This is a genomic window from Sulfuracidifex tepidarius (assembly GCF_008326425.1).
In the GTDB taxonomy this organism is placed as follows: Archaea; Thermoproteota; Thermoprotei_A; order Sulfolobales; family Sulfolobaceae; genus Sulfuracidifex; species Sulfuracidifex tepidarius.
In genome coordinates this window covers 1,290,421-1,312,357 of the sequence record NZ_AP018929.1, presented here as the reverse complement: position 1 = coordinate 1,312,357, position 21,937 = coordinate 1,290,421, and the positions used below count along the sequence as shown (strand labels likewise).

The following is a 21,937-nucleotide window of genomic DNA, read 5'->3' as shown; positions in this document are numbered from 1 at the left end:
TATCATTTTCCTCTTCTATATATAAATCTAACGAAGAGTATAAGATATGGCTGATGTTAGTTCTATGACTCCCCTGATATGAAAACTACGTGTTTGGTGACGTGAGAGGATAAGACGAATTTGGGGAAACTGAAATTATATTTTATCAGACTTTAATGGAGCAACATTGCCGTGGGTTCACTCTACATGATTATGAACTCAAATTTAGCTGTAAGGTTTAGCTTGACCTTTAAGGCCTGACTAGGTATTCAAAAAGGTTAAGATTACAAAATCCAAGAAAGAAAAGGTTAAAGGTTAGAGAGAAGGCAATAATTTCTCTCCTCTCTAGCTACTGGCTTTCTTCTCAAACATCTCAGCTATCTCCTCCACCGACAAACCCTTAGTTTCAGGTACTGACGTCATGACGAAGACTACGGCGACTATCGACAACAGTGCAAATATACCCATGCTCACTCCAAGTCCCACGCTCGAGTCCATGACAGGGAATATCTCGGTTATAGCGAAGTTTGCTATCCAATCTATGAAGGCTACAGTCGCTGCCATTCTCCCTCTGACCTCAGTTGGGAAGTACTCTCCCTGAATTAGCCACCCCGTACCTCCTACACCGAAGGCGAAGAAGATTATGAAACCTGAGAACGCAACCATTAGTCCAACTGTCTTAATTATGCCAGAGGTCAAGATGAACGAGGCAATTCCGAGGATCATGAAGACTGCCATTCCCGCGTATCCGAGTCTAGCAATGGATTTCCTTCCGTAAGAATCGATGTATTTGAAACCTATGTAAGTAGCAGCTACGTTAATTATTGCAAGTACTGTCGTTGCCATTATTCCAACCTCTATTGTAGAAACCTCGCCTGAAGCAGAGAAGTACTTGGACAGGATAGTAGGTCCGTAGTAGAACGGGATGTTTATGCCGGTTATCTGTTGAAATACCATGAAAAGCCCAGCTATCAGAAGGGCTCTCTTTATTCCAGGAGTTATCTTCCCCTTCTTAGGGAGCTTTATCCCTTTCAAGTCGTCTTCACTTACCTCTATTCCCAACTTAGACAAGTCGCTCTTGAGCTTCGAGAACTTACCATTCTCTATCAGCCACCTCGGCGACTCGGGCATTCTGAACCTGAAAGCTAAGCCTATCAGCGCTGGGATAGCGGCGACCCCGAGCATTATCCTCCAGTCCAGGGAGAACGCATAAGAAGGCAGGATGTAAAGAGTCGCAAGGCCGACGAGGTAAGCTGACAGTATCCCTATCGTTATCATCCATTGTTGTAAAATGGAAAGAGAACCTCTCCTCGATTTGGGAGCATACTCAGCAATGTAAGCTGTAGCTATTCCGGAGTCAGCTCCGATTGCTAACCCTATGAAGGTCCTAGCTACAAGGATCATAGGCACGTTCACCGTGAACGCTGAAACTATGGCACCTATTGCATAGATTGCAGCGTCAGCTATCAACATTGACTTCCTTCCGAACTTATCTGTCACGGGGCCTGCTATGATGGCACCTACAGCTGCACCGAGAGAAGCTCCGGCAACTAAGTACCCCTCTACCAAAGGTGACGATAGACCTGGAAACACGCTCTTCATTAGGTCTAGAGCTGAACCTATGTTAGACGTGTCATATCCGAACAGGAACCCGCCTATTGTGGCAAGGATGGTCAGGGACCAGTAAATCGAAGTTGTTGAATGAGAGTCCAATTTCTCTATTATTACATCCCTTTCCTTAGGTTGAGCCATGATATATCTTATATTGTTTTATATATTTAAACTTACTTTAGTTTACTAATACCCTATGTGTAAACTTATACTTTTTTATTAATGTATGAAAGAAATTAAGAAAATTATTTACTTTTATTGATAGAAAAAAGTAAGTTAACAACTTACTCTTTATCCTTTCTCGGTATCTAACGGGCAGAAACAAAGGGACGTGAACCAAGTCTCTGCCTATAACTCAGAGAGGAGAGAGAAACTAAGATATCAAGAATTGAAGAGAAAAATCTAGATATTTGCAACAAGATTTATAGTATATAGTATTAATTCCTCCTAGAGTTGTCAAGCTTGAAGAGAATTAGAGCACTAAAGGTTGATCAACTTAGTTATACCCCTATACACCTCTGCGTTGCTCCACGCTTGTGCTATGCATCCTCTAGGCTTGTAAGGTGGTACATCATCGAAGATCTCTGGTAGATAACCTCCGTTTCTCTCCGCTAAGGAAAGGAGTGGTCTGAGTTGGTCAATGAGCAATTTCAACATGATCTGGTTGTCCTCCATCCTTATTTTTGCATCTATGAAGCTCCCTAGCAACCAAGGCCATATAGGACCGTTGTGGTAAGCGTTGTCCCTAGAGGCCCGATCTCCCTTGTATACTGGCTTGTAATCCGGTGAACTTCTAGAGAGGGAACTCAGCCCGTAAGGTCTGAAGAGAGAATCTTCCACTGCCCTCACTACCTTTCTAGCTTTTTCCCCCTCGACTAGAGGGAAAGGTAATGAAACTGCAAGTATCTGGTTGGGTCTAAGCGATCTGTCAGGTCTACCGTCCCAGTCTATCATGTCATGAAGGTAGTTCTCCCCTAAAAACGAGGACAGGAACGACTTCTTAGTCCTCTCAGCGCCCTCAACGAATCTATCATCTCCTTCCCCTAAAACCTTTGAGAGGAAGTTCATCTCCATCAACGCGTTGTACCATAGAGCATTCACTTCTACCGCAGCGCCTTCTCTCGGGGTCACTACAACTCCGTCATACTGGGCGTCCATCCAAGTCCTCGGGGCACCTCGATGGAAGATCAGTCCTTCCTTGTTGTATACTATTCCGTTTCCCTTGGTGTACCATTCGATCACGTCCTGCATGTTTTCAAACACTTGTTTCACCAGATCCTTGTCATGAGTATAGGTATAGTACCTGTAGACCGCGTTGATCCCCCACAGGGAGACGTCTACTCCTCGGTATATCGGTTCTCCGTTGTAGTCTATGTAGTTGTTTGGCAACATTCCTTTCTCCTCATCAAGGAAATACCTCTTTATTATGTCCGAAGCTTCCCTGGCCCCCCCGTTCATTAGGAGTGCTCCCTCCATGGATACGAAAGTGTCCCTTCCCCACTCATCGAACCAGTGATAGCCGGCTATCAAAGCCCATCCTTTGTCTCCCTTTACTAGGAAATCCAAAGAAGATTCCCCCAACAACCTCACGGGGTCTCTGTGCATTACCTTAAAAGATGGTGGGGAATTCGGCTTCTCGCCGCTGTAAGCGTGGATGACCAGCTGGTTTGAGGTAGAGTAAACACAGAAAGGGTTGTAAAGGTCCTCCTGATAGTTCGAGCCGTTTTCCTTGTCTAGCTTATACATGAAGTTGTAGTACCAATACCCTGTGGGCTCTATCCTGTTGTCCCCTTCTACCTCCATGGTCAGGATTTTCTTGTTCTCAAAGAGGACGTTTATCTTGTTGTCCTGAGTTTCCATCATGAAGAAACCTTGTCTGTTCTTCCACGTCAGGTGATGGCTCCTGTACGTCAGGAGGGGACATACCTTGAAGGTGCCCCTGGTTGACTTGTAAATGACGTCCACTGCGTTGTATAGCTGGTTCACGACCAAGGTCTTCTCAATGTCAACCGTACCATACTCGTAGTACCACCTGACGTAGTTCCTTCCCCTCTCAAATCTGGTAATGAACTTGTAACCGTCCGGATAGAATCCTCCCATGTAGTGATTAGTGTTCAGGGGCACTTCCTCCTTTCCTAGCCTCAAGAAGTCCTCGAACTTAGACAGGACTAGAAACCTGAAGTGAGGAGGGTTCTGCGGTACAACTAGGAAGCCGTGGTACGTCCTGGAGTTGACCCCACAGACAGTGGAGGAGGAATAGCCTCCCGTCCTGGTCGGAATGACCCATTCCTTGTCTTCACAGTCGTCTGGGAGGATCATTTTGTTCTATTAAATCTTCATAGCCTTGTTAATAGCTATTATGTACTCAGCGTGAGACCAAACCAAGGGAGTAACTGACGTAGGCTCACCCGTCTCAGGGTCCACCTGTTCGGGGAGGAGACCCGAAGGGATTGCCTTAGACGAGACCCAGTTTATGTACTCCATAGCTTTCTCGACCTTCCCGAGGTCAGCGTAATACTCAGCGACCCAGAGCGTGGTAATTACCCACGGGTTGGGATCTTTCTTTCTCCTTTGGTAGAAGTCGTTCTCATACCTAATTATACCACCGTTCACCTTGAGCTTACCTTCGATCTCCTGTATTGTCTTCACCATTATAGGGTCGTCTGGCTTGACCATGCCGAAGAAGTACGGAGCGTACATGCTCGCGTCGACTACCATGTCCTTCTCCCCGTGCTCGTCTATCCTCCTTATGAACCTCCCGTTGCTCACTAACCTCTTCATTGCGACTTCCTTTAAGGACGTAGCTACCTCTATTGAGTCCTCGGCTAACACCTCGTCCCCCATAGCCTTGGCCAAGAGAGCTCCCTTCTGGAGCGCACCGTACACAGTTGCCACGGTGAACATGTGGATTCCGTACCTCTCCTCCCAAAGGTCGAAAGACGGTTTAGGTAACCCTTCCTCCATGTAGTCCATGAGGAACCTCATTGACCTCTTCACGAACCTCTTATACGGTTTCTCTATCTCGTCTACGTCCCCTACGGCTTCGAAGTGGGCCCCCATGAGCCAGATAGGTAATGCAGTCTCGTCCTCCTGTATCGGATAGATGGGTCTTCCCTCCATGACCCAAGGATGCCACGAGCTAGCCAAGCTTCCGTCAGGGTTATACTTATGGTAAAAGAACCCTTCGTTGCTGGTCAAGCACTCCATAAAGTGGAGGTGTCTGTTCACCAGCTCTCTGTAACCGGCTACCTCGAGAGCGTAAGACGCGTAGGCACAGTCACGCGGCCAACAGTACTGGTAGGAGTCAGCATATACCTTAACGAAGGAGTAGTCAGACGAAGCTATGAGGCTCCCCCTGCCGTCCATGTGGTTCCTCACCGCAAGCAAGCTGACGTTATAAAGTTTCCTGAACTTATCCTCTGTAAATTTGAACGAGCTCCTGGAGAGCCAGTTCTTCCAGAACATGTAACTGAGGGTGAACGAAGTCTCCACCTGAGCGAAGTTAACCTTTCTCAACATCCTCCTGAGGTCTTCAAGCTCCCTGGAGAAGGAGATCGTGAAGTAAGCCTTTGAGAAAGTGTTAGAATCTATTGTGAGGTTCACAGCTACAGCTGAGTTCACGTCTCCATTAGCTATAGTACCTCCGTCGAGCTTACCGTCGTAGACGTCATACATAAGGTCTCCCTTTGAGATCTGGTATTCCTCCGTGAACGAGGAGGTAGAGAACAACTTTACTCCAATGTACCTTTTCGCCTTATAGTGTATCACAGACTGGGTTATCGGATCGTAAAATCCAGTGTCGCCGAAGGAGGAAGCGTACAAGTTGAAGTTATTGATGAAGAAGAGCTTTATGTCCCTCCTCTTGGGGGAGTTGTTGAACACTTTTATTAGGGAATAGAGGGTGTTCTCTTCGTTGTCTAGGAAGTAATAGGTCAGCATTGAAACGTTAAGTCTGTCTGAACTCTGTCTCACCTCCACCATGTTAGTGGAATCGAGATACCCCACCTCGACTTTCCACTCATCGTCTACGCTGGTCACACCGTCGCTGAAGGCTGCGTACCTTATCGGCTCCCCGGAGGTCTGGTTTTCCATCCCCACATAAGGGTAATAAAGGTCTACGATCCTTCCCTTCTCGTCGACGTTGACCAATAAGTTCCCGTTTCCCAGGCTCGCAACTCTCATGGTTTCACGTCAGCACTGTGTCGTTCATCTTGCTACCTTCATTGATGATCTTATGCGGGTAAACCTTTGAACCGGTTAGTTCAACTCCTCCCATGATCACGACATCGTCGCCGATAACGCTGTTCACCACTTTCACCGGCTTGCCTTGAGTTGACCTTATCTCCACGTGTCTCCCTATGACGGAGTTCTCTATTACTGCCCCGTCACCTATGAACACTCTGTCCATGACTGAGGAGCCTATGACCTTCACTCCCCTTCCCAGGATGGTGAAATTGTCTATTGAGGAGTTCTCGATGTGAGTCCCTTCGTTAATCTGGCAATGCCTACCTATGAGTACGTTCCCCTCTATGGAGATCTTACCCTTCCTGTACTTGTTCCTGATCACGTTTCTCCTCCTGATAGAGTCGGGGCTGGTTCCTTGTACGAAAATCCTCTTCTCTTTATCTATCCTTATCCCTTCTATTTCTCTATCAGGTAATTCCTTCAGGAGGGTCAACATTGCGTCCAAGTATCTGTCGGGCGTCCCGACGTCGAACCACAAGTCGTCGGTGACGTAACCGTAAACGGGGTATCCCTTCTTTATGAGGAAGGGTATCACGTCGTTGCCGAAGTCCATCTTACCCTGTTTCAACATCTCCGTCATTTCGTTGGACCTGAACACCTTCCTTATCTCCGGTGAAAGGATGTAAATCCCCGTGTTTATCAAGTTCGACGGTGCGTCTTCTGGTCTCTTGGGTTTCTCAACGAACCTCTTTATGAGCATGTCCTTATCAAGGTCTGCGACCCCGAACTCCCTCACGTCATCGCTCTTCTTCAACACTATAGTCATCATGGCTTCCCTCTCGTCGTGGTATTCGAGGGCTTTCCTCACGTCCATCCTGAAGATGTTGTCTCCTTGTATTACGAGGACTGGCTCCTCTATTCTATAGTACTCCATGTTTATCCTCACTGAGTCGGCGTTTCCAACGCTGTCCACACGTGGCTGATACTTGAAGTGAACCCTGGGTTTTATCCTGTGTCTGGCTGAGAAACCCACTCCTTCCTTAAATGTGTCGAAGAGTGACTTGTAGTTAATGTAACCTTTCACCCCGAATATGAACTCCTTCAACCCCTGGGACGCGAGCTCAGCTATTGGGAACTCTATTAATGGTCTGTTGAGCAGCCTGACGGTTGCCTTAGACGTCTCTATGGTGAGTGGTCTGAGTCTGGTCGCCTCACCGCCTATCGGGACTACTACTTTTACATCAGAAAGGTTCCAGTTCATGATTATTAATAATAGATAACCACATATAAACAGTTATGAACAAATTAACTGTAGGCTTTGAGGTACATCAACCTTTTAGGATAAGGAAGGACATGTTTTGGAACCCTATCTACAGAGGTTACCTAGAGGAAAGGTTCATAGACATGAAGGTGAATAGAGAGATTTTCGAGAAGGTGAAAAAGCGATGTTACTTGCCTGCGACTACAGTGATACTTGAAGAGATAGAGAGAGGGGAAGAGGAAGGAAGGGAAGTGAAGTTCTTCTTTTCAATCAGCGGGACTTTCATGGAGCAGGCTGAGAAGTGGGGAAAAGAGGTCATAGAGCTCTTTCAACAACTTTCTTACACACATAAGGTCGAGTTCCTTTCCCAGACTTACTATCACTCGGTGACGTCTATGTGGGAAGACTTGAGCGAATGGAGGGAGCAGGTGAAGGAACATAGGGAATTGATTAAATCTTACTTCAAACAGACACCAGTAACTTTTGAGAACACCGAGCTTCTCACGAACAACAGGGTAGTCCAAGAGGCTAGTAAGATGGGCTTCAACGCAATCCTAACAGAGGGAGTTGAGAGGGAACTGAAGGGAAGAAACCCTAACTACATTTACAAACACGAGAACAGCGGGATGTCGATACTGTTCAGGAACTACAGACTGAGCGACGACATAGCCTTCAGGTTCTCAAATAAGGCTTGGGACCAATACCCTCTCACGGCGGACAAGTTCGCATCGTGGGTCAAGTGGACTCCGGGTCAGAACGGTTTGGTCTTCGTTGATTACGAAACCTTCGGGGAGCACCACGACCAGTCCACGGGAATTCTCGACTTCCTGAGGTGGTTGCCCTCATCCCTCTCTAGGGAAGGAGTGTCCATGACCTTACCGAGGGAGGTGTCGAGGGACGCTTACGACTCGTTCAAGTTTCAGGGTACCACTTCCTGGGCTGACATAAAGAAGGACGAGAGCAGTTGGTTGGGGAACATAATGCAGTGGGCTTATGACGACATGGTGAGGAGATCTGAAATGCCTTCCAAGGAGATAGGGAAAGAGAGGCTGAAGGTATGGAAGTACTTCACCACCAGTGACAACTATTACTACATGTTCCTTGGCGAGGGAGGTCCTGCTGAGGTACACTCATACTTCAACGCTTTCGGATCTCCGATAGACGCGTTCATAAACGAGTTCTTCGCGATCAACGTCTTCCTAGACGAGGAGCTCCACGCACTCGACGTTAAGAACGAACCTTACTTCTTCACGTCAAAGGACAAGAGGTCGTCCGTAGCGTGGAACAGGAAGGAATTCATGGAGATCGTGAAGAGGGAGCCAAAGTTTAAGTCCCATGAAGAGAACCTAAAGAGGTGGCTTCAAGATGCTTAAGAGAATAGAGTCGATATGGATTCCAGACGACGTGAAAAGAGTATGGTTCCTCTCATTTGAGCTTTTCAAGGTAGCAGGAGTAGGAGGGATGGGGAACGTAGTTTACTATCTGGGGAAGGAACTTGCGACGAGAGGATATGACGTGACGGTGATGATGCCTTCCCATGGGAGGCACTTGAACGGGAACTACAGATCAATGCTTTCCCTCAACGACATGGGGATCACAGCTGAGGGAGATAGGCGCGGGACAGACGGTAAGTATTACCACTACAGGATAGGTTTCGAAGAAGGTAAGTTAGACGGGTTCAAGGTTATCATGGTGAAGGGGTTAGACTACGACACAGGGAAGATCCTTGACTCGTGGAACATCTACGAGAACGCCATGGAGAAGTCCTCCCTCTTCACTAAAGGGATGGAGAGGCTGACGTTCCACTTCATGCCCGACAAACTGCCCGACCTGATACATGCTAACGACTGGCACTCCGTAGTTCCGGCAGTAAAGGTGAAGCAGACCTTGGAGGACAGGAGGGTGGTTATACCGATGATATTCACAATACATCTACTCAACAAGGTGTCTGCTCCCTGGCACTTCCCGTCGGCTGAGTGGAGCGGACTCGAGGACAGCTACCACTACGTGTGGATGGTGTCGCGCCACTCCCTCATGAAGTACTCTTACGTCTGGGACGCGTTGTCACATAGCTCCATAGAGAAATTCGGCTGTTACGAGGCTGACGTGGTCTCGACCGTTAGCTATAGCTACCTCACATACGACGTTTACAACTTCGTGGGCAACTGGATAGAGAACAAGAGCTGTGTGGAGTACAACGGGACTGACTGGAGTGTGAAGGAAGCCTCCTCCCTAGCGGAGAAGTTCCTCTCAACTAGGGACAGGAGAGAGGGGAGGAAGAAGATACTCTCGTCACTGCATACCCTCAAGGCGATACCGGAGGACTACACCACGGGGAACATGTTGTGGAACGCCAGGAGATCCCTCGGTATAAGGGATGACTGGACGTTTGAGGACATGGGAGAGGGTCCCCTCATCCTTTTCACGGGCAGGCTGTCTTTCCAGAAGGGAATAGACCTACTTTTGAGGGCAATGTATGAAGTAGTTAACGAGGTACACGATGCAAGGATGATAGCGTTAGGTATCCCAATAGGGGACTACGCTCTTCTACAAGACCTCATAGATAGGGCTTCTGAGTTGAGGGACAACGTGAGGCTGGTCCTTGGCAGGTTCGACTATGAGCTGTATAAGACTTTCCATTACGTTTCCTCTGTCTTCGCCGTACCCTCCAGGTGGGAGCCCTTCGGAATAAACGCGATAGAGTCCATGGCTGTGGGCACTCCAGTCATAGCTTACGCTGTAGGAGGTCTGAGGGAAAGCGTGATCGACCTCAGAGGAGACCAGAACAATGGGACTGGAATGTTAGTGTCCCCGGAGAGCATAGGAGACCTTTCTAACGCGATCATAGACTCCCTCCTCTTGGCTGAGGCGGGAGAGAAGAACGACTCTGGACTCCTGTCGAAACTCAGGACGTTCAAGACCAGCGAAGTCAACATGTGGAACAGGGTGAGGGACAACGCGTCCAAGAGGGTAGAGGAGAAGTTCACGTGGGGGTCCGTGACGAACTCTGTGCTGGACTGCTACAAGAAGTCCCTTAACATGGCTAAATATAGGGCTACATCTTCTTTTTAAACATGAAAATCTGTTCTCAAGGAATCCTGCAGGGAGGTCAGACTTACAAGGAGAATCCTCCTCTCTTTGTTCTAAAGGAAGGAGATAGAAAGATAGTGAAGGGGAAAGGTTTCGAGGTTACAGTTGAGCCCGGGCTTGACACGGAATCCCTCAAGTCCCTCTTCTCTGCACTTTACGAAGGAAAGGTAGGAAACCACACGGTGTACCTTAACGGATACCTCATGATGTACGTTCCTGCTTACGGTTTCGGGTCGTTCAGAGTTATAAGGAGCGAAGGTGAGGTGAACCAGAGCCTCAATTCGCTTTTCCACAAGCTAATTTCAGGCGAAATAGACGACCTTGACTACGATAAGGAGCTTTACAACACTGGAGTTTCCATCGAGGGACATACCGTAGCCTTGTTTGAAGAGTCGTCCATAGAGTCTGGTGAGGTCACGTGGGAAGAAGTCTTGAAAGGAATGGGATTCGAGCCTAGGGTTGAAGGCGAATGTGTAGATGAAGACATTAGTGTGGAGCTAGAGAAAGGTAACATCTCCGCTATCCCTCTCATGATACCAATAATGAGGAGGGCTGACAACGTGAAGCTGTCCTCTTACATCACGATAGCTGACGTTATAAAGGGCAGGTTCGTCGGGAACATGGTCTTGGAGAAGGGAGTCATCTCTACCTATAGGAATTTCTCCATTGATGAACTGGAGAAAGGTAACCTGACGAAGACCAGAATTTGCGGGAGGCTCAGGTTGGACTCAGAGAAGCCTTGTTTCTATACTAACTCGGTCTCAGCTTACTCAGAGGACGAGAAAGAACTTCAGTTAGCAGTGGAGAGGATGAAGGAACTCATGAGGAAAGGTAGGACTGTAAACTTTTAGGTTAGAACTCCTCACTCTCTCATTATGAAAGTAACTGTCAACCTGATAAAGGAATCCAAAGTGGTGGAAGTAGAAGTAGATGAGGGGTCTACCATAAGGGACTTGCTGAAGAAGATAGGCTACACTCCCCAAGGCTCAGTAGTACTCAGAGGTAACACCCCCGTCCCAGAGGACGAGAGGGTGAGGTCAAACGAGACGTTGACAGTCTTCCTAGTTGCGACGGGTGGATGACGTGAACGTTAGGGAAGTGTTGTCCCTCCTCAGGAGCCCGGACGGGAGGAAAAGAAAAGAGGGGTGGAAGATAGTAGAGGAAATGAAAGAAGGCAATGTCCTACCTCTAATCAGGAACAGACTGTACCTCAGGTCTTTGCTCTGGAACCCCTTGGAGGGAGTGAGGGAAGACGCTTGGAACCACATCGACGTCTACGTTTCCCTGAACGTGAAAGGAGTTGAAAGAACTATGAAGGCTAGGTCTGACACCATAAAGTGGTCTGCTTGGAAGAGAGTACATGAGTTGGTGGAACTGGGATTAATAGACTGGGTCTTCGTTTACAGCGTGAGGGACTCCTTCTGGAGGTTATTGAAGAGCAGGTATCCCACGATCAGGAAGAAGGCATGGAGGCTGTTCCAGGAACTGATGAAGGAAGGTATATTCACTGAAAGGGACAAGGAGAGGTACGTCTCCCTGCTCAAGAGCGAGAAGGCTTCGGTGAGGATCATAGCTTGGAAAGTTGCTCTCTCCACAGGGTTCTTCAAGAGAGACGAGTTGAGGGACATGACGCAATACCTCACGGAGCTAACGAAGGAAGATAGTAAAGTTAAAATTGAAGCTAAGAGGATAATGCAAGAACTCTCTTGAAAGTCGCTATCGTAGGAGGAGGAATAGTAGGTCTGTTCGCTTCCTATTACCTGAGGGAAGAGGACGTCACTATCTTCGAAAAGGAGGAACTAGGTCACGGCTCCGTCCACGCCGCAGGCTTGATAGAGCCTTTCAGGTTCGATAGGATAAACTCACTCAACATGATGAAGAAGATGCTGAGGTTCAGGAACAAAGGGGTAACAGTGATGAGAGAAGTGGACAGGAGATGGTTGATCACCCTGCTCAAGGAGATGGAGAAGACTCCCCCAGAGGAAGCTTGGGAGACCATGAGGGAAATGGCTTCGTTCTCACTCAAGGAGTACAAGAGAATGGCAGAAGAGAAGAACGACTTCCTCTACTTCGAGGATGGCCTCCTGGAGGTGTATTCTGATAAAACTGGTATGGAGAAGGGGGTCGAGGAGGAGAGAAGATCCCCGTTCAGGAACAAGTTCGAGGAGGTGGAGGTGGACGGCTTCGCTGGCGGGATATTCTTCCCCGAGCTGTCTAGGCTGTCCACAGAGAAGTTCGTTGAGAGGATGAAGAAGGAAATAGCACACGTGAAGGTGATCAAGAGGGAAGTGAAGGACCTAAATGAGCTAAACGACTTTGACGTGATAGTCCTGACCTCAGGTGCCCACGTAAGGGACTTCGTCGACGTTCCCCTCACCGCTTTTCGTGGGGTCGGTTTCAGAGTTGAGGGAAAGCCAGTCCTGAACTCGGCATTCGTTCACGTTGAGAGCGGAATAGCCGTGTCTCCTCTAGACTACGTTAAGGTCACCGGTGGTTTCGACGCTGACTTCTCCGACCACGACAGGAGGGACGAGATAATTAGGTCAGCGTCAAATCTAGTCAAGTTCGAGAAGGTAGTAGACGTCAAGTGGGGTCTCAGGCCTTGTTCTCCAGACGGGTTCCCCATACTTGGTAGAAGGGACAACTTAGTTGTGGCGACCGGGGCTTGTAGGTTAGGGTGGAGTTACGCCCCAGCCATGGGGATGTTCGCGTCGAAGCTAGCCAGAGGCGAAGAGAGGGATTACGGATACCTCTCACGTTTCCTACCCCCTAATCATTAGGAAATTGGTTTTACCTTCCTCCTGTGTCGGGTCGCCTCCCAGGATTACCACTTTTCCCTTGAGGCCCAGTTTCAAAGTTGTCTCCTCCACGATTTTCACTATTTCGTTCAAGTTGTCAACCTTCTTGACTACGAAAGGAGAAACCCCCCAACACAGCGCCAACTTCCTGGCCATCTTCTCGTCCGGGCAAAGACCTAATATCCTCTGTCTTGGTCTCATTCTGGAAACCCTCACGACTGAGGCTCCGCTCCTGCTGTGCACCGCTATGGCTTCAGCTGAAGACAGGTAGGCTGCCTTAACCCCTGCGATGGCGATAGCGTCGTCCTCGTTATCCCCCTTGGGTCTCTTAGCCCTCACATGAGGCTCAACTGCCATTATTGTATCGTGCAGATATTTAACGCTCTCCAAAGGGAAATTGCCCGCCGCAGTCTCATCGCTAAGCATGATCGCGTCTACCCCCTCAACTATCGAGTTCGCCACGTCTATCACTTCAGCCCTAGTGGGGACAGGGCTGTTAACCATGGACTCCAACACCTGCGTTGCTAGGATCACGGGCTTTCCCGCATTCCTTGAGATCCTGACTATCTTCCTTTGGACTATAGGTAAGTTCTCAAGACCTATTTCAACCCCCAGATCACCTCGGGCTACCATTACAGCGTCGGTGAAACTGACGATTTCAGTTATCCTTGACACTGCCTCTTTCTTCTCTATCTTGGATACTATCCACGACTTCTCCCCTACAATCTCCTTAGCTCTCTTAACGTCTTCGGGACCTAGCACAAAAGAAAGCCCTATGAAATCTGAGCCCAGATCTATAGCTTCCTTCATGAGCTTGATGTCGTTCTCGGTTAATCCGGCCTTCAATCTCGCTTCGGGTATGTTTATTCCTTTCCTCGATGTTAGGACACCGCCCTCGATTACCTCTCCCTCTACTCTATCCTTCTCCACAGTAAGTATCCTCACCTTTATTGTTCCGTCAGCCAGGAGAACGTCATGTCCTTCCTGAACAGCTTCATAAAACAAGGGATCTTCTACTGGTATACCATCGATCTGTGAGAAGGTTACCTTATCTCCTTTCTTCAGAACTACTCTCGATTTCAGGTCTCCTATCCTCAACTTCGGGCCGGGCAAGTCCACAAGGATTGGGACCTTGGTTTCCCTCACCTTCTGAAAATACTCTGCGTGGGAATCTTCATCACCGTGAGCGAAGTTGAACCTAAAGACGTTGGCATACCTAGACAGCTCTCTGGCCTTATCTATGGAGGACGGACCTAAAGTAACTACGATTTTAGTTCTTACGTCGGATACGAAAATTCCTACCATAATTACGATTAGAAAGAAGGAGGAAAAATGTTGTGATGAACCACTCGTGAAGGTAAGGAAAAAGTCCGACCTTCAATTCCAAGTTTTATTGAAAGAAATTGAAGATACAAAAAGAAGAATTTACTTCTAATACCCAGAGGAGGTATAAAACAAAATTTTTAAATTAAAATACTTCTCGTCTATATATATAATTAAAATAATAACTCAGTTTAAGCTACCACTCGTAAGGACAGAGCTGAGTTTCTTTCAATATCTTAGTCCTAGCATAACTACAGAGCATGCAAAGGTTATAGTTCTCATCTCTCTTATTGAGGATCCTAGACGCATATTCGCTTACAACCCCGTTGAAATCAGGGTTCTCCTCCAACTTTTTAGTTATAGGCGTGTTTCCCCTCTTTCCATGAAGATAGTAATTCACATCTGCAGTAGTTATGTCGAAGACCTTCGCTATCTCAGACTGCGTCATACCGCCCTCGCTTAAGCGTTTTATCAACATCACCTTTATGGCCGGTATTACGTCCTTCGTGGCCCTCTCACATGGTATGATTATCTTTCCCATATCTCAACACTTTATAATATGTTAGCAATTAGATTTCACGCATTTAAGTCTGTTATATTAATTTTTCTTTTTAGTAACTTTTTTATGTACTTATAAAGCCTCCCAAGTTCTAAACGTTTCGTAAGTTCTTTCCTAGTTAGACGTAATCTCTCTTTTGGAACCGTAAGAATATTTGCTTTTAAACATAATAACAAACATGTTAGAGATTAGACGTGCTTCCATGGACGATTTAACACATCTCATGGATCTCTATTCATCACTTACAGACGAAGACCTTTACATGAGGTTCTTCGTTTACCACAAGGTTAGCGAAGAGGAAGTGAGGCGAATCCTGACCCAGGAAGACCACATCACAATTTTGGCGTGTAGGGACGGAAAGGTCGTGGGAGAAGGATCCCTCTACGATAACGGCGAGTTCAGTTTGGTAGTGAGGAGAGAGCACAGGAGGCTCGGGATAGGGACCAGGATAGTATCTTCCTTGATCTCTTTGGCGAAGGAGAAAGGTTTACCCAGAGTGATATTTTATACGTTACCCAATAATTACCCCATGATAGCAATAGGGAGGAAGCTGGGTTTCTCCCTGAAGTTCGACGACGAGGAAGTAGTGGGGTCCAGGGCACCTTAGCTATATTTTTATCAGTACCGAAAATCTACATTCATGGTATCAGCAACAGACCACCTAGCCAATGAGAGGACCTTCCTGGCCTGGGTCAGGACCGGGATAGCGTTAATAGGGTTCGGTTTCGTGATAGCTAAGTTCGCGATCTTCCTAGACTTGATAAAAGAGACCAAGGACGTCTCTATATCTTCCTCAGTTGTTTACGGTGAAGTCCTCATCTTCATGGGGGCATTGACGATAACCTACGGGATTTACTCTTACGTAGCGGTAGAGAAGGACTTGCAGAGGGGAGAATACAAGTCTAGAAGCTTGCAGAACACCATATTCGCAGGATCGATAATAGTGATAGCACTTGTCATGTCTTTCCTTCTGCTGTGATAAGAGATATTTACTTTACATTCATAGATGGTAGCATGAAATTCAGATGGGCCATCGACCTAGCCCTTCTCCTGGTCTCCGGCGTCCTTATCTTCCTCTCACTCGGAAGTACAGGTAAAGCTTACGTCTTCTCTTCCTACGTGATGTACCCACTGATAGTCTTCATGGCTTTGATCCTTTTCATGATGAAGAGGTGAACTCATGAGCACGAGAAGGAAGGAGTTACTGTACGTCGCGGTTGTGATCGGGTTCTTCCTGCTGATGTTCAGGAACCTCATAGTATCTGGACCTTTCTCTATGTTAGATAGCGAGCCTCCACCTCTGAAACCTTCGTTCCCCCCTTTCTTCTCCCTGGCTGATTACGGGACCTTTGGGGACATTTCCATATCCACAGTGTTCTTTTACCTCGTGTCACTCTTTGGTACCCTCAACGCGGAGAAGATAGAGACCATTGCACCTTTCGTCCTGAGCGTGATCTCGTTCCACTTCGCAGTGAAGGAGTTATACCCATATAATCCTAGGAGGAAGAGGGAGATAGCCTACAAGGACTTCGTGATTTACGTTCTTCCATTCTTCTATGCCCTGAACCCGGCTTACTCTTCCATGCTTTACTTGGGGGACTCGCCGGGAATCCTGTTTTCCATGTCCTTCATGCCTATGGTCTTCCTGGGATCATACAGACTGATGAAGGATCAGAGCACGAAGAACTTAGCTTTCCTTTCGCTTTTCACAGTCCTTTCCAACTTGGTCTACTTCGAGGGGTTCCTCTTCTCGTTCATCTTTGAACTCCCCCTCATGGTCTTATCCTTGATGGAGGGGAAAACCAGAGCCGTACTACTGATGTTCCTCTCCGTTGTCATATCCTTCGCTTCGGAGTTGCCCGAGGAACTGTTCATCTACTTAGTCGACGTTACCGCATATAAGCCAATAGCCTACAAGATAACTTACGACATCTTCATTTACAGCGTCATGATATTCTCGATCTTCCTTTCCATGGTTCTAGTGACCTGGGCTTCTAGACTTTCCAAGGAAGGGAAAAGGGAACCTCTAGCATTAACCTTCGTGTCAGCTCTAGTCATGTTCCTCTTCGTTTACTTGATGCATTACCCCCTTGATATACCATTGGTGGGTTCGTTAGTCCTGACAATAACCACTTTCCCTCAGAAGGTGTTCCTTCTCTCATTCTCCCTACTCCTCCTTTCATTCCCCTTCTTCAGGTTCACTTGGGTGTTGTTTCTGGTATTGATAGTAGGTGTGTTTCTGCCTTCATATTCTCCTTTGAGCTCGACTTATCAGGAGCTGAACTTCTCTCCAACGTATCAGGTGATTCCTCAGTTTTATCAAGTTTACAGCTACCTCTCCTCTCATGATCCGTGCTATACGATAGTTGAAACCAACATTCAGACTTTCCCTTATAGAATCGCTTTCTTCTCATGGCCTGACGTTGTCAACGTGGTATGCTTTAACTATCAAGTAGCAGAAGAGGTGAACAATGCAACTAATGGGGTGAAATACGTGGTGACTTTCCTTCCACTCAACGACAGCAACCTCACTTTGATCAAGATCTTCCCGGGTAACCCAACAGCTTACCTTTACGAGAGTAAAGTATATCAGGGTTTGATCCTCTTCCCTAACGGAACAGGAGCAGGCGGAAAGCTGGTCGTAAATCAAGGACAAGTTCAAGTTAAAGACGGAAACTATACCGGTAACGTGATATTGCTCCTTGGTCGTTCCTTCTTTTTGAATGCTAAGAGTTACAACGGATTAGTCGAAGTCCACCTAAGCAGGGGTGAAGGAGAGGTCAGCTTTCAGAGGTATTTCTATTTCTTCTACGTCAGTCTCCCTGTCTCAATAGTGTTTTTCTTAATTCCGTTTTACTTGCTGTTAAAGGAAAGGGTGAAGCTTCGTCTTCACGGTTGGTTGAATCAATGGAGAAATAATACGTGAAGATATGTACAAAAGCTATATTCGTCCGTAGGAGAGAGAATGGATGGGAGGTTCTCTGAATGTTCACCTTACCTACATGTTTCCTGAGCTTTTACACAGGTGATTCCACATACATATTCTCATGAAGATCCAGAACTTCTAAAAGTCATGAGAAAAGTTTTTCCTCAGCCGAGTTAACTCTCCTCAGATGATGATCTTCCAGACTTAGTGAACTGTGATCGTTGGGTGCAAACTCTGAACCCTGGAGGAGAGAAACTAACCCCAATCTTATTCAATGCTCCCAACATAGCGACAGCGTTTTCACTCACCACAGGGATGCCAAGGTCTTCGTGTAGGTACTTCGAAGCCTCGTAAGTCGCCAGTGCTGTACACGCAATGTAAATAGCATCAGACTTCTTCACGGCTTCCATGTTCCTCTTCACTAGCCTGTATATCGTAAATACAGCTGTGTTGGAAATGTCAACTCCCCTGACCTTGTTGAGCCCGTCGTATCCCGTGATGTCGAACCCGTTCTCCTTAAAGAATGAAGCCTCCTCTAACGTCCTCTTCTGTATGTAAGGAGTAGCTACGAAAAGCCTTTTCACGTTTAGCTCTCTCAACACGGAAACAGCCTCCTCCTCTGGTAATACTAAAGGTTTGTTTGAGGCCCTCTTTATGACGTGGGCGTGTTTGTGAGTTCCGTAAGTCCTACCGTAGACTATGACCTCAGATACGTCGTTCAGCAGAGAGAAGACCTCCTTCAACTCGCTCTCGAATTCCCTTTCGTCCGTAGGTTCGCAACCCTTTGTAGGTTTCATCCTCGTGAAGTGGACTGTGACGCCTTCTGGAGCCATCTTCCAAAAGTCGTATTCCATCCCCGCGTTCCCTGCGGGTATAACGACGCCTATCCTTCCTCTTCCTCCTGGCATAGAAAAAGATAAGAGAAGACTTCTTTAAAACATTCCTCAGTGTACAAGAAAAAGCTCATGGCAACGGTAAAGGACTTCTTTCAATACTGGAAGAAGAGCGACGAGGACCTCCTAGAGGAGGTGTTGGAGGACTTTGACTTCAAGGTAGAGAAGGAAGGTGACAAGAGGTTCGCAGTGATAGGCGACAGCAAGGTAGAAGTGAAGAACAAGAAGAGTAGTGTTGTAGGGGTCTTCCTGGCTAACATACCTTACTTCGTCTACGGTGAAGGTGAGCTCATCTGGGACTTGCCCGAGAAGGTAGTTGAGATCCAGAAAGCCTCCATCAAACTCCTCGACTTCCCGTGTCTCAGACACGTGACTACGTTGGAGACTTACCTAATCCTAGAAATGGGGTTGAGGAGCCTCTACACTTCATGGCTTGGGGAGAGCACAACCATAAAGTACAAGGAACACAAGGTGAAGGTGAAGCACCCGACTTACAGGAGAATAAAGCTCTACCTGAGAAAGAAGAACTGGAGCGTGTATAAGGTGAAGGTGAACGGAGAGACCTTCCCCTTCTCCCAGGGAAGCTTGATTTCGTGGGCTAGCAAGTTCATAAGGGACGAGAAGGCCGACCTAGCAATAAGGCTAGCGATAAACATCAGGAACCTTCTTGCTCACGGGGAACTGGAATGGGAACTTTATCCGACGATAGAGAGCGTTAAGAGCTCGTCCTTCCTAGTCGCTATGATGTTCAGCAACTTGAAGCTCAGAAAGTGAAGGAAGAAAGACTAAGGAAGATTTTTTAACGGTAATTCACAGTCTAATACTGAGGGCCGGTAGCTCAGCCTGGAAGAGTGCTCGGTTTGCACCCGAGAGGTCCCGGGTTCAAATCCCGGCCGGTCCACTTTGAGGGGTACCTCCACACTTCCTTGTAGGGGGTACCCCCTACTACCTCCAAGTAAGTCTCAAATACCTTGTCTAAAGGAGCGACGTAACGCTCCCTTACGTTACCCCTATCATCATTCTCTAGCTTGTAAACATAATACTTGTTCCCTCTTTGACGTATCTTGTATTGCCCAGCTGAGAAAACTCTATAACCCATAATCTAGACTATGCCCCTTTCACGTCATGTAAGCTTTAAAGCACGGGGCTATTGCCATAAAAACGTGTTGTATTGAAATGATGTGGAAAGGATTCCTCACTGCTAAGACAAACTGAGTTAGTAACACGTTCAGTAAACAAAGTCTATCACGACTATCTTTCAATTCGCTCTCAAAAATAACGGCTTTCCCTGTGGCGAAGGGGACGCTCAAATAAAAGTACACGAAGTGAAAAGAAAACGTTAGAAACGGGGGTGTTGGAATACCTCCTTGCTAAGAAAGCAACTTCAAGGCGCTTTCGCTAATCAACGCTTCACGTCCTTTTTTGCGGATTAGGTAGTAAACGCCTTGTGGGTACTTCTTATTATTATATATGAAAGACTTGGGGATGTTAGGGGTACTTCCATCGCTAGCGGACTCTTCTAGATTTACGTCTACGTTATGGCTCTTCAGCTCTCCAAGTGGCGTTAACCACACCCACCCCACGATCTCATAATCGTCTGTAGGGGGTACCCCCTGATTGCGGGCCTGTCGAGCCCTTGACCCGGGTTCAAATCCCGGCTGCGGCGTTAATTTTACTTTAAATTGAAAGAGAGTTACGTTCTCTATAGATATAAGGGATTTGCAACAGCGAAGGATATTTTTGCAACACCCTCACCATTTAATAATAGAATGTGAGATTATGGTAAAGATTGACGTAAATAAACTCGATAGTGAGCAAAAAATCCGAATATTGAAGAAAGCTATAGAAAAATACGGGTTAAGTTATGTCGCACAAAAGCTAGGAATTGACAGAAGTACTTTATACAGATATGTTGCAGGCAAAGTAAAGAAGGTCCCAGATGAAATAATAAGCATCACTGCAGAGATGCTCAGTTTAGAGGAACTGAGCGATGCACTTTACGGTTTGAAGACTGTAGATGTCGATCCTACCACTGCAATGAGCGTAATAGTGAAAGCGCTAAAAGATGAGGGCTTCAGAAACTTCTTCCTAACACTGCTTTATCAGTATCTGGGAGATTATCTAAAAACTACTACTAACACTTACATCGTTAGTGAAGATGATGTAAAGAAGTTTGAGATTATACTCAACGAAAAAGCACTGAGCACTAGGAAGCAGCGAATGAGATACTTGAACCGGGCTCTGTCGGAACTGGGCTATGAATTATCACCTGACGGAATTAGAGAACTACTAAGTGAAGCTGAAACCCCTAACATTGCTAGACATATGGCCAACTCCTTAAAGCTCCTCATTAAGACGGTAGTGAGGGAGAAGAATATCAGTCTTGCACAATTACTTTACACGTCATTCAAAGTCCCCAGAGGAAAGTATAAGCATAAGCCAGAGAACCTTGATCTGGAGACGTTAAAAAAGATATTTAAAGAAATAAACCACTTAGGCGCCAAGACATATTTCTTGGTATTATGTGAAACGGGCTTAAGGGTAGGGGAAGCCTATAACATAATGCTGGACCAGTTGGATCTGGAGCACAGGGTAATTAAACTGATGAAGGAAAACGAAACTAAAAGGGCTTATATATCGTTTATACATGAAAAGACTGCGGAATATCTGAAGAACATATACTTACCTTATAGAGAAGAATTTGTGAGGAAATATGAAAATTCGATAAAGCAGATAGTCAATGATATTGAAAAGTGGAAACAGAAATTATTTCCGTTCCAACTCCCAGATTTGAAAGTATCAATCAAAGAAGCAATGAAGAAAGTACTCGGCAAAGAGTTCAGACTTTATGATATAAGGAGTTTCTGGGCTTCTTACATGTTGAAGAAGGGAGTAAGCCCTATGATCATCAATTTGCTCCAAGGGAGAGCTCCCCCGGAGCAGTTTAAGATCTTACAGAACCATTACTTTGTCATATCCGACATAGAACTGCAGCAGATATATGATAAATATGTACCTAAACTTTTAGATCCTCAAAAAGATTAGGTCTATTTCTTTACCTAAATATGACTCCCATAAATCCTTGTAGGCTAGCGGAAGAGTAACGATTAGATTATTTCCGTGTTTAAATGGACTCCTCGGACCTAGAGGAATTTCCTTACCGTTTAGTACTGCAATTATATTCCACTTTTTATATTGTATATATTCCGTATAGGACTGTGGGATATAGACGTAATATATGTAGCCGTTCTTCTTCCTCATTTTAGAAACAGTCACTTTCGGAATTAATAATTGTTGCAATTCCACAAGAAA

At 46.5% G+C, this 21,937-nt stretch carries 21 protein-coding genes, 1 tRNA gene and 1 pseudogene; 13 read left to right on the top strand and 10 right to left on the bottom strand.

From position 1 onward, the window contains the following. Window positions 1-324: 324 nt before the first annotated feature. From IC007_RS06480 to IC007_RS06465, 4 genes are all read right to left on the bottom strand, one after another. Window positions 325-1,731, bottom strand: coding sequence for a sugar porter family MFS transporter (locus tag IC007_RS06480; protein ID WP_054845150.1), 1,407 nt, complete (start codon window positions 1,729-1,731; stop codon window positions 325-327). A gap of 339 nt (window positions 1,732-2,070) precedes the next feature. Further along, entirely contained in the window at window positions 2,071-3,909 is a 1,839-nt protein-coding gene (locus IC007_RS06475) for an amylo-alpha-1,6-glucosidase (RefSeq protein WP_149528517.1), read from the bottom strand. 9 nt (window positions 3,910-3,918) lie between these two features. Then, complete coding sequence (locus IC007_RS06470) at window positions 3,919-5,772, bottom strand: glycoside hydrolase family 15 protein (RefSeq protein ID WP_054845151.1); 1,854 nt, start codon at window positions 5,770-5,772, stop codon at window positions 3,919-3,921. 4 nt (window positions 5,773-5,776) lie between these two features. Next, a complete protein-coding gene (locus tag IC007_RS06465; protein ID WP_054845152.1) occupies window positions 5,777-7,036 on the bottom strand; it encodes a nucleotidyltransferase family protein in 1,260 nt (419 codons plus the stop codon). A gap of 35 nt (window positions 7,037-7,071) precedes the next feature. Between IC007_RS06465 and IC007_RS06460 the strand changes: the two genes are divergently transcribed. The 6 genes from IC007_RS06460 to IC007_RS06435 are packed head-to-tail and all read left to right on the top strand — an operon-like array spanning window position 7,072 to window position 12,906. Then, a complete protein-coding gene (locus IC007_RS06460; protein ID WP_054845153.1) occupies window positions 7,072-8,409 on the top strand; it encodes a glycoside hydrolase family 57 protein in 1,338 nt (445 codons plus the stop codon). Beyond that, window positions 8,402-10,108, top strand: a complete 1,707-nt coding sequence (locus IC007_RS06455) for a glycogen/starch synthase (RefSeq protein WP_149528516.1) — start codon at window positions 8,402-8,404, stop codon at window positions 10,106-10,108. The genes IC007_RS06460 and IC007_RS06455 overlap by 8 nt, the downstream gene beginning before the upstream one ends. 2 nt (window positions 10,109-10,110) lie before the next feature. Next, complete coding sequence (locus IC007_RS06450) at window positions 10,111-10,977, top strand: hypothetical protein (protein ID WP_054845154.1); 867 nt, start codon at window positions 10,111-10,113, stop codon at window positions 10,975-10,977. Window positions 10,978-11,001: 24 nt separating this feature from the next. Next, window positions 11,002-11,208, top strand: coding sequence for a MoaD/ThiS family protein (locus IC007_RS06445; protein WP_054845155.1), 207 nt, complete (start codon window positions 11,002-11,004; stop codon window positions 11,206-11,208). 1 nt (window position 11,209) lies between these two features. Continuing rightward, window positions 11,210-11,836: a hypothetical protein gene (locus IC007_RS06440; protein WP_232048870.1), complete on the top strand. Its 627-nt coding sequence runs from the start codon at window positions 11,210-11,212 to the stop codon at window positions 11,834-11,836. Then, window positions 11,833-12,906 (top strand): FAD-dependent oxidoreductase, encoded by a 1,074-nt coding sequence (locus IC007_RS06435; protein WP_054845157.1) that lies wholly within the window; start codon window positions 11,833-11,835, stop codon window positions 12,904-12,906. Before IC007_RS06440 ends, IC007_RS06435 begins: the two co-directional genes overlap by 4 nt. Here IC007_RS06435 and pyk read toward each other — a convergent pair. Both pyk and IC007_RS06425 read right to left on the bottom strand, forming a co-directional pair. After that, entirely contained in the window at window positions 12,889-14,229 is a 1,341-nt protein-coding gene (gene pyk, locus IC007_RS06430) for a pyruvate kinase (protein WP_054845158.1), read from the bottom strand. The two genes, IC007_RS06435 and pyk, sit on opposite strands and share 18 nt — an antisense overlap. A gap of 214 nt (window positions 14,230-14,443) precedes the next feature. Further along, window positions 14,444-14,788 (bottom strand): transcriptional regulator, encoded by a 345-nt coding sequence (locus IC007_RS06425; RefSeq protein WP_054845159.1) that lies wholly within the window; start codon window positions 14,786-14,788, stop codon window positions 14,444-14,446. A 187-nt stretch (window positions 14,789-14,975) separates the two neighbouring features. On the opposite strand from IC007_RS06425, the gene IC007_RS06420 reads away from it, so the two are divergent. Genes IC007_RS06420 through IC007_RS06410 form a run of 4 tightly spaced genes read left to right on the top strand, consistent with a single transcriptional unit; the run spans window position 14,976 to window position 17,732 of the window. Further along, entirely contained in the window at window positions 14,976-15,413 is a 438-nt protein-coding gene (locus IC007_RS06420) for a GNAT family N-acetyltransferase (RefSeq protein WP_149528917.1), read from the top strand. 33 nt (window positions 15,414-15,446) lie between these two features. Beyond that, window positions 15,447-15,785, top strand: a complete 339-nt coding sequence (locus tag IC007_RS06415; RefSeq protein WP_054845160.1) for a YidH family protein — start codon at window positions 15,447-15,449, stop codon at window positions 15,783-15,785. Between the two features lie 35 nt (window positions 15,786-15,820). Further along, the gene (locus IC007_RS13335) at window positions 15,821-15,982 is read left to right on the top strand and encodes a hypothetical protein (RefSeq protein WP_156303723.1); all 162 of its coding nucleotides are present in this window, start codon (window positions 15,821-15,823) and stop codon (window positions 15,980-15,982) included. A 4-nt stretch (window positions 15,983-15,986) separates the two neighbouring features. Then, window positions 15,987-17,732 carry a hypothetical protein gene (locus IC007_RS06410; protein WP_054845162.1) on the top strand — a complete coding sequence of 582 codons (1,746 nt, stop codon included), beginning with the start codon at window positions 15,987-15,989 and terminating at the stop codon, window positions 17,730-17,732. Between the two features lie 173 nt (window positions 17,733-17,905). Here IC007_RS06410 and IC007_RS06405 read toward each other — a convergent pair whose 3' ends face one another. Further along, the gene (locus tag IC007_RS06405; protein WP_054845163.1) at window positions 17,906-18,640 is read right to left on the bottom strand and encodes a maleate cis-trans isomerase family protein; all 735 of its coding nucleotides are present in this window, start codon (window positions 18,638-18,640) and stop codon (window positions 17,906-17,908) included. A 57-nt stretch (window positions 18,641-18,697) separates the two neighbouring features. Between IC007_RS06405 and IC007_RS06400 the strand changes: the two genes are divergently transcribed. Beyond that, entirely contained in the window at window positions 18,698-19,399 is a 702-nt protein-coding gene (locus tag IC007_RS06400) for a hypothetical protein (protein WP_167747984.1), read from the top strand. 53 nt (window positions 19,400-19,452) lie between these two features. Further along, window positions 19,453-19,526: transfer RNA gene (locus IC007_RS06395), tRNA-Ala, on the top strand. 90 nt (window positions 19,527-19,616) lie between these two features. On the opposite strand, the pseudogene IC007_RS06390 reads toward IC007_RS06395, so the two are convergent. After that, window positions 19,617-19,724 (bottom strand): annotated as a pseudogene (locus IC007_RS06390) (putative integrase); the annotation flags it as partial. 271 nt (window positions 19,725-19,995) lie between these two features. Next, the gene (locus IC007_RS06385) at window positions 19,996-20,199 is read right to left on the bottom strand and encodes a hypothetical protein (protein WP_149528515.1); all 204 of its coding nucleotides are present in this window, start codon (window positions 20,197-20,199) and stop codon (window positions 19,996-19,998) included. A gap of 205 nt (window positions 20,200-20,404) precedes the next feature. On the opposite strand from IC007_RS06385, the gene IC007_RS06380 reads away from it, so the two are divergent. Further along, window positions 20,405-21,670: a tyrosine-type recombinase/integrase gene (locus IC007_RS06380; RefSeq protein ID WP_054846806.1), complete on the top strand. Its 1,266-nt coding sequence runs from the start codon at window positions 20,405-20,407 to the stop codon at window positions 21,668-21,670. On the opposite strand, the gene IC007_RS06375 is transcribed toward IC007_RS06380, so the two are convergent. Next, complete coding sequence (locus IC007_RS06375) at window positions 21,650-21,931, bottom strand: hypothetical protein (protein ID WP_054846807.1); 282 nt, start codon at window positions 21,929-21,931, stop codon at window positions 21,650-21,652. The genes IC007_RS06380 and IC007_RS06375 overlap by 21 nt on opposite strands. Between the last annotated feature and the right edge of the window lie 6 nt (window positions 21,932-21,937).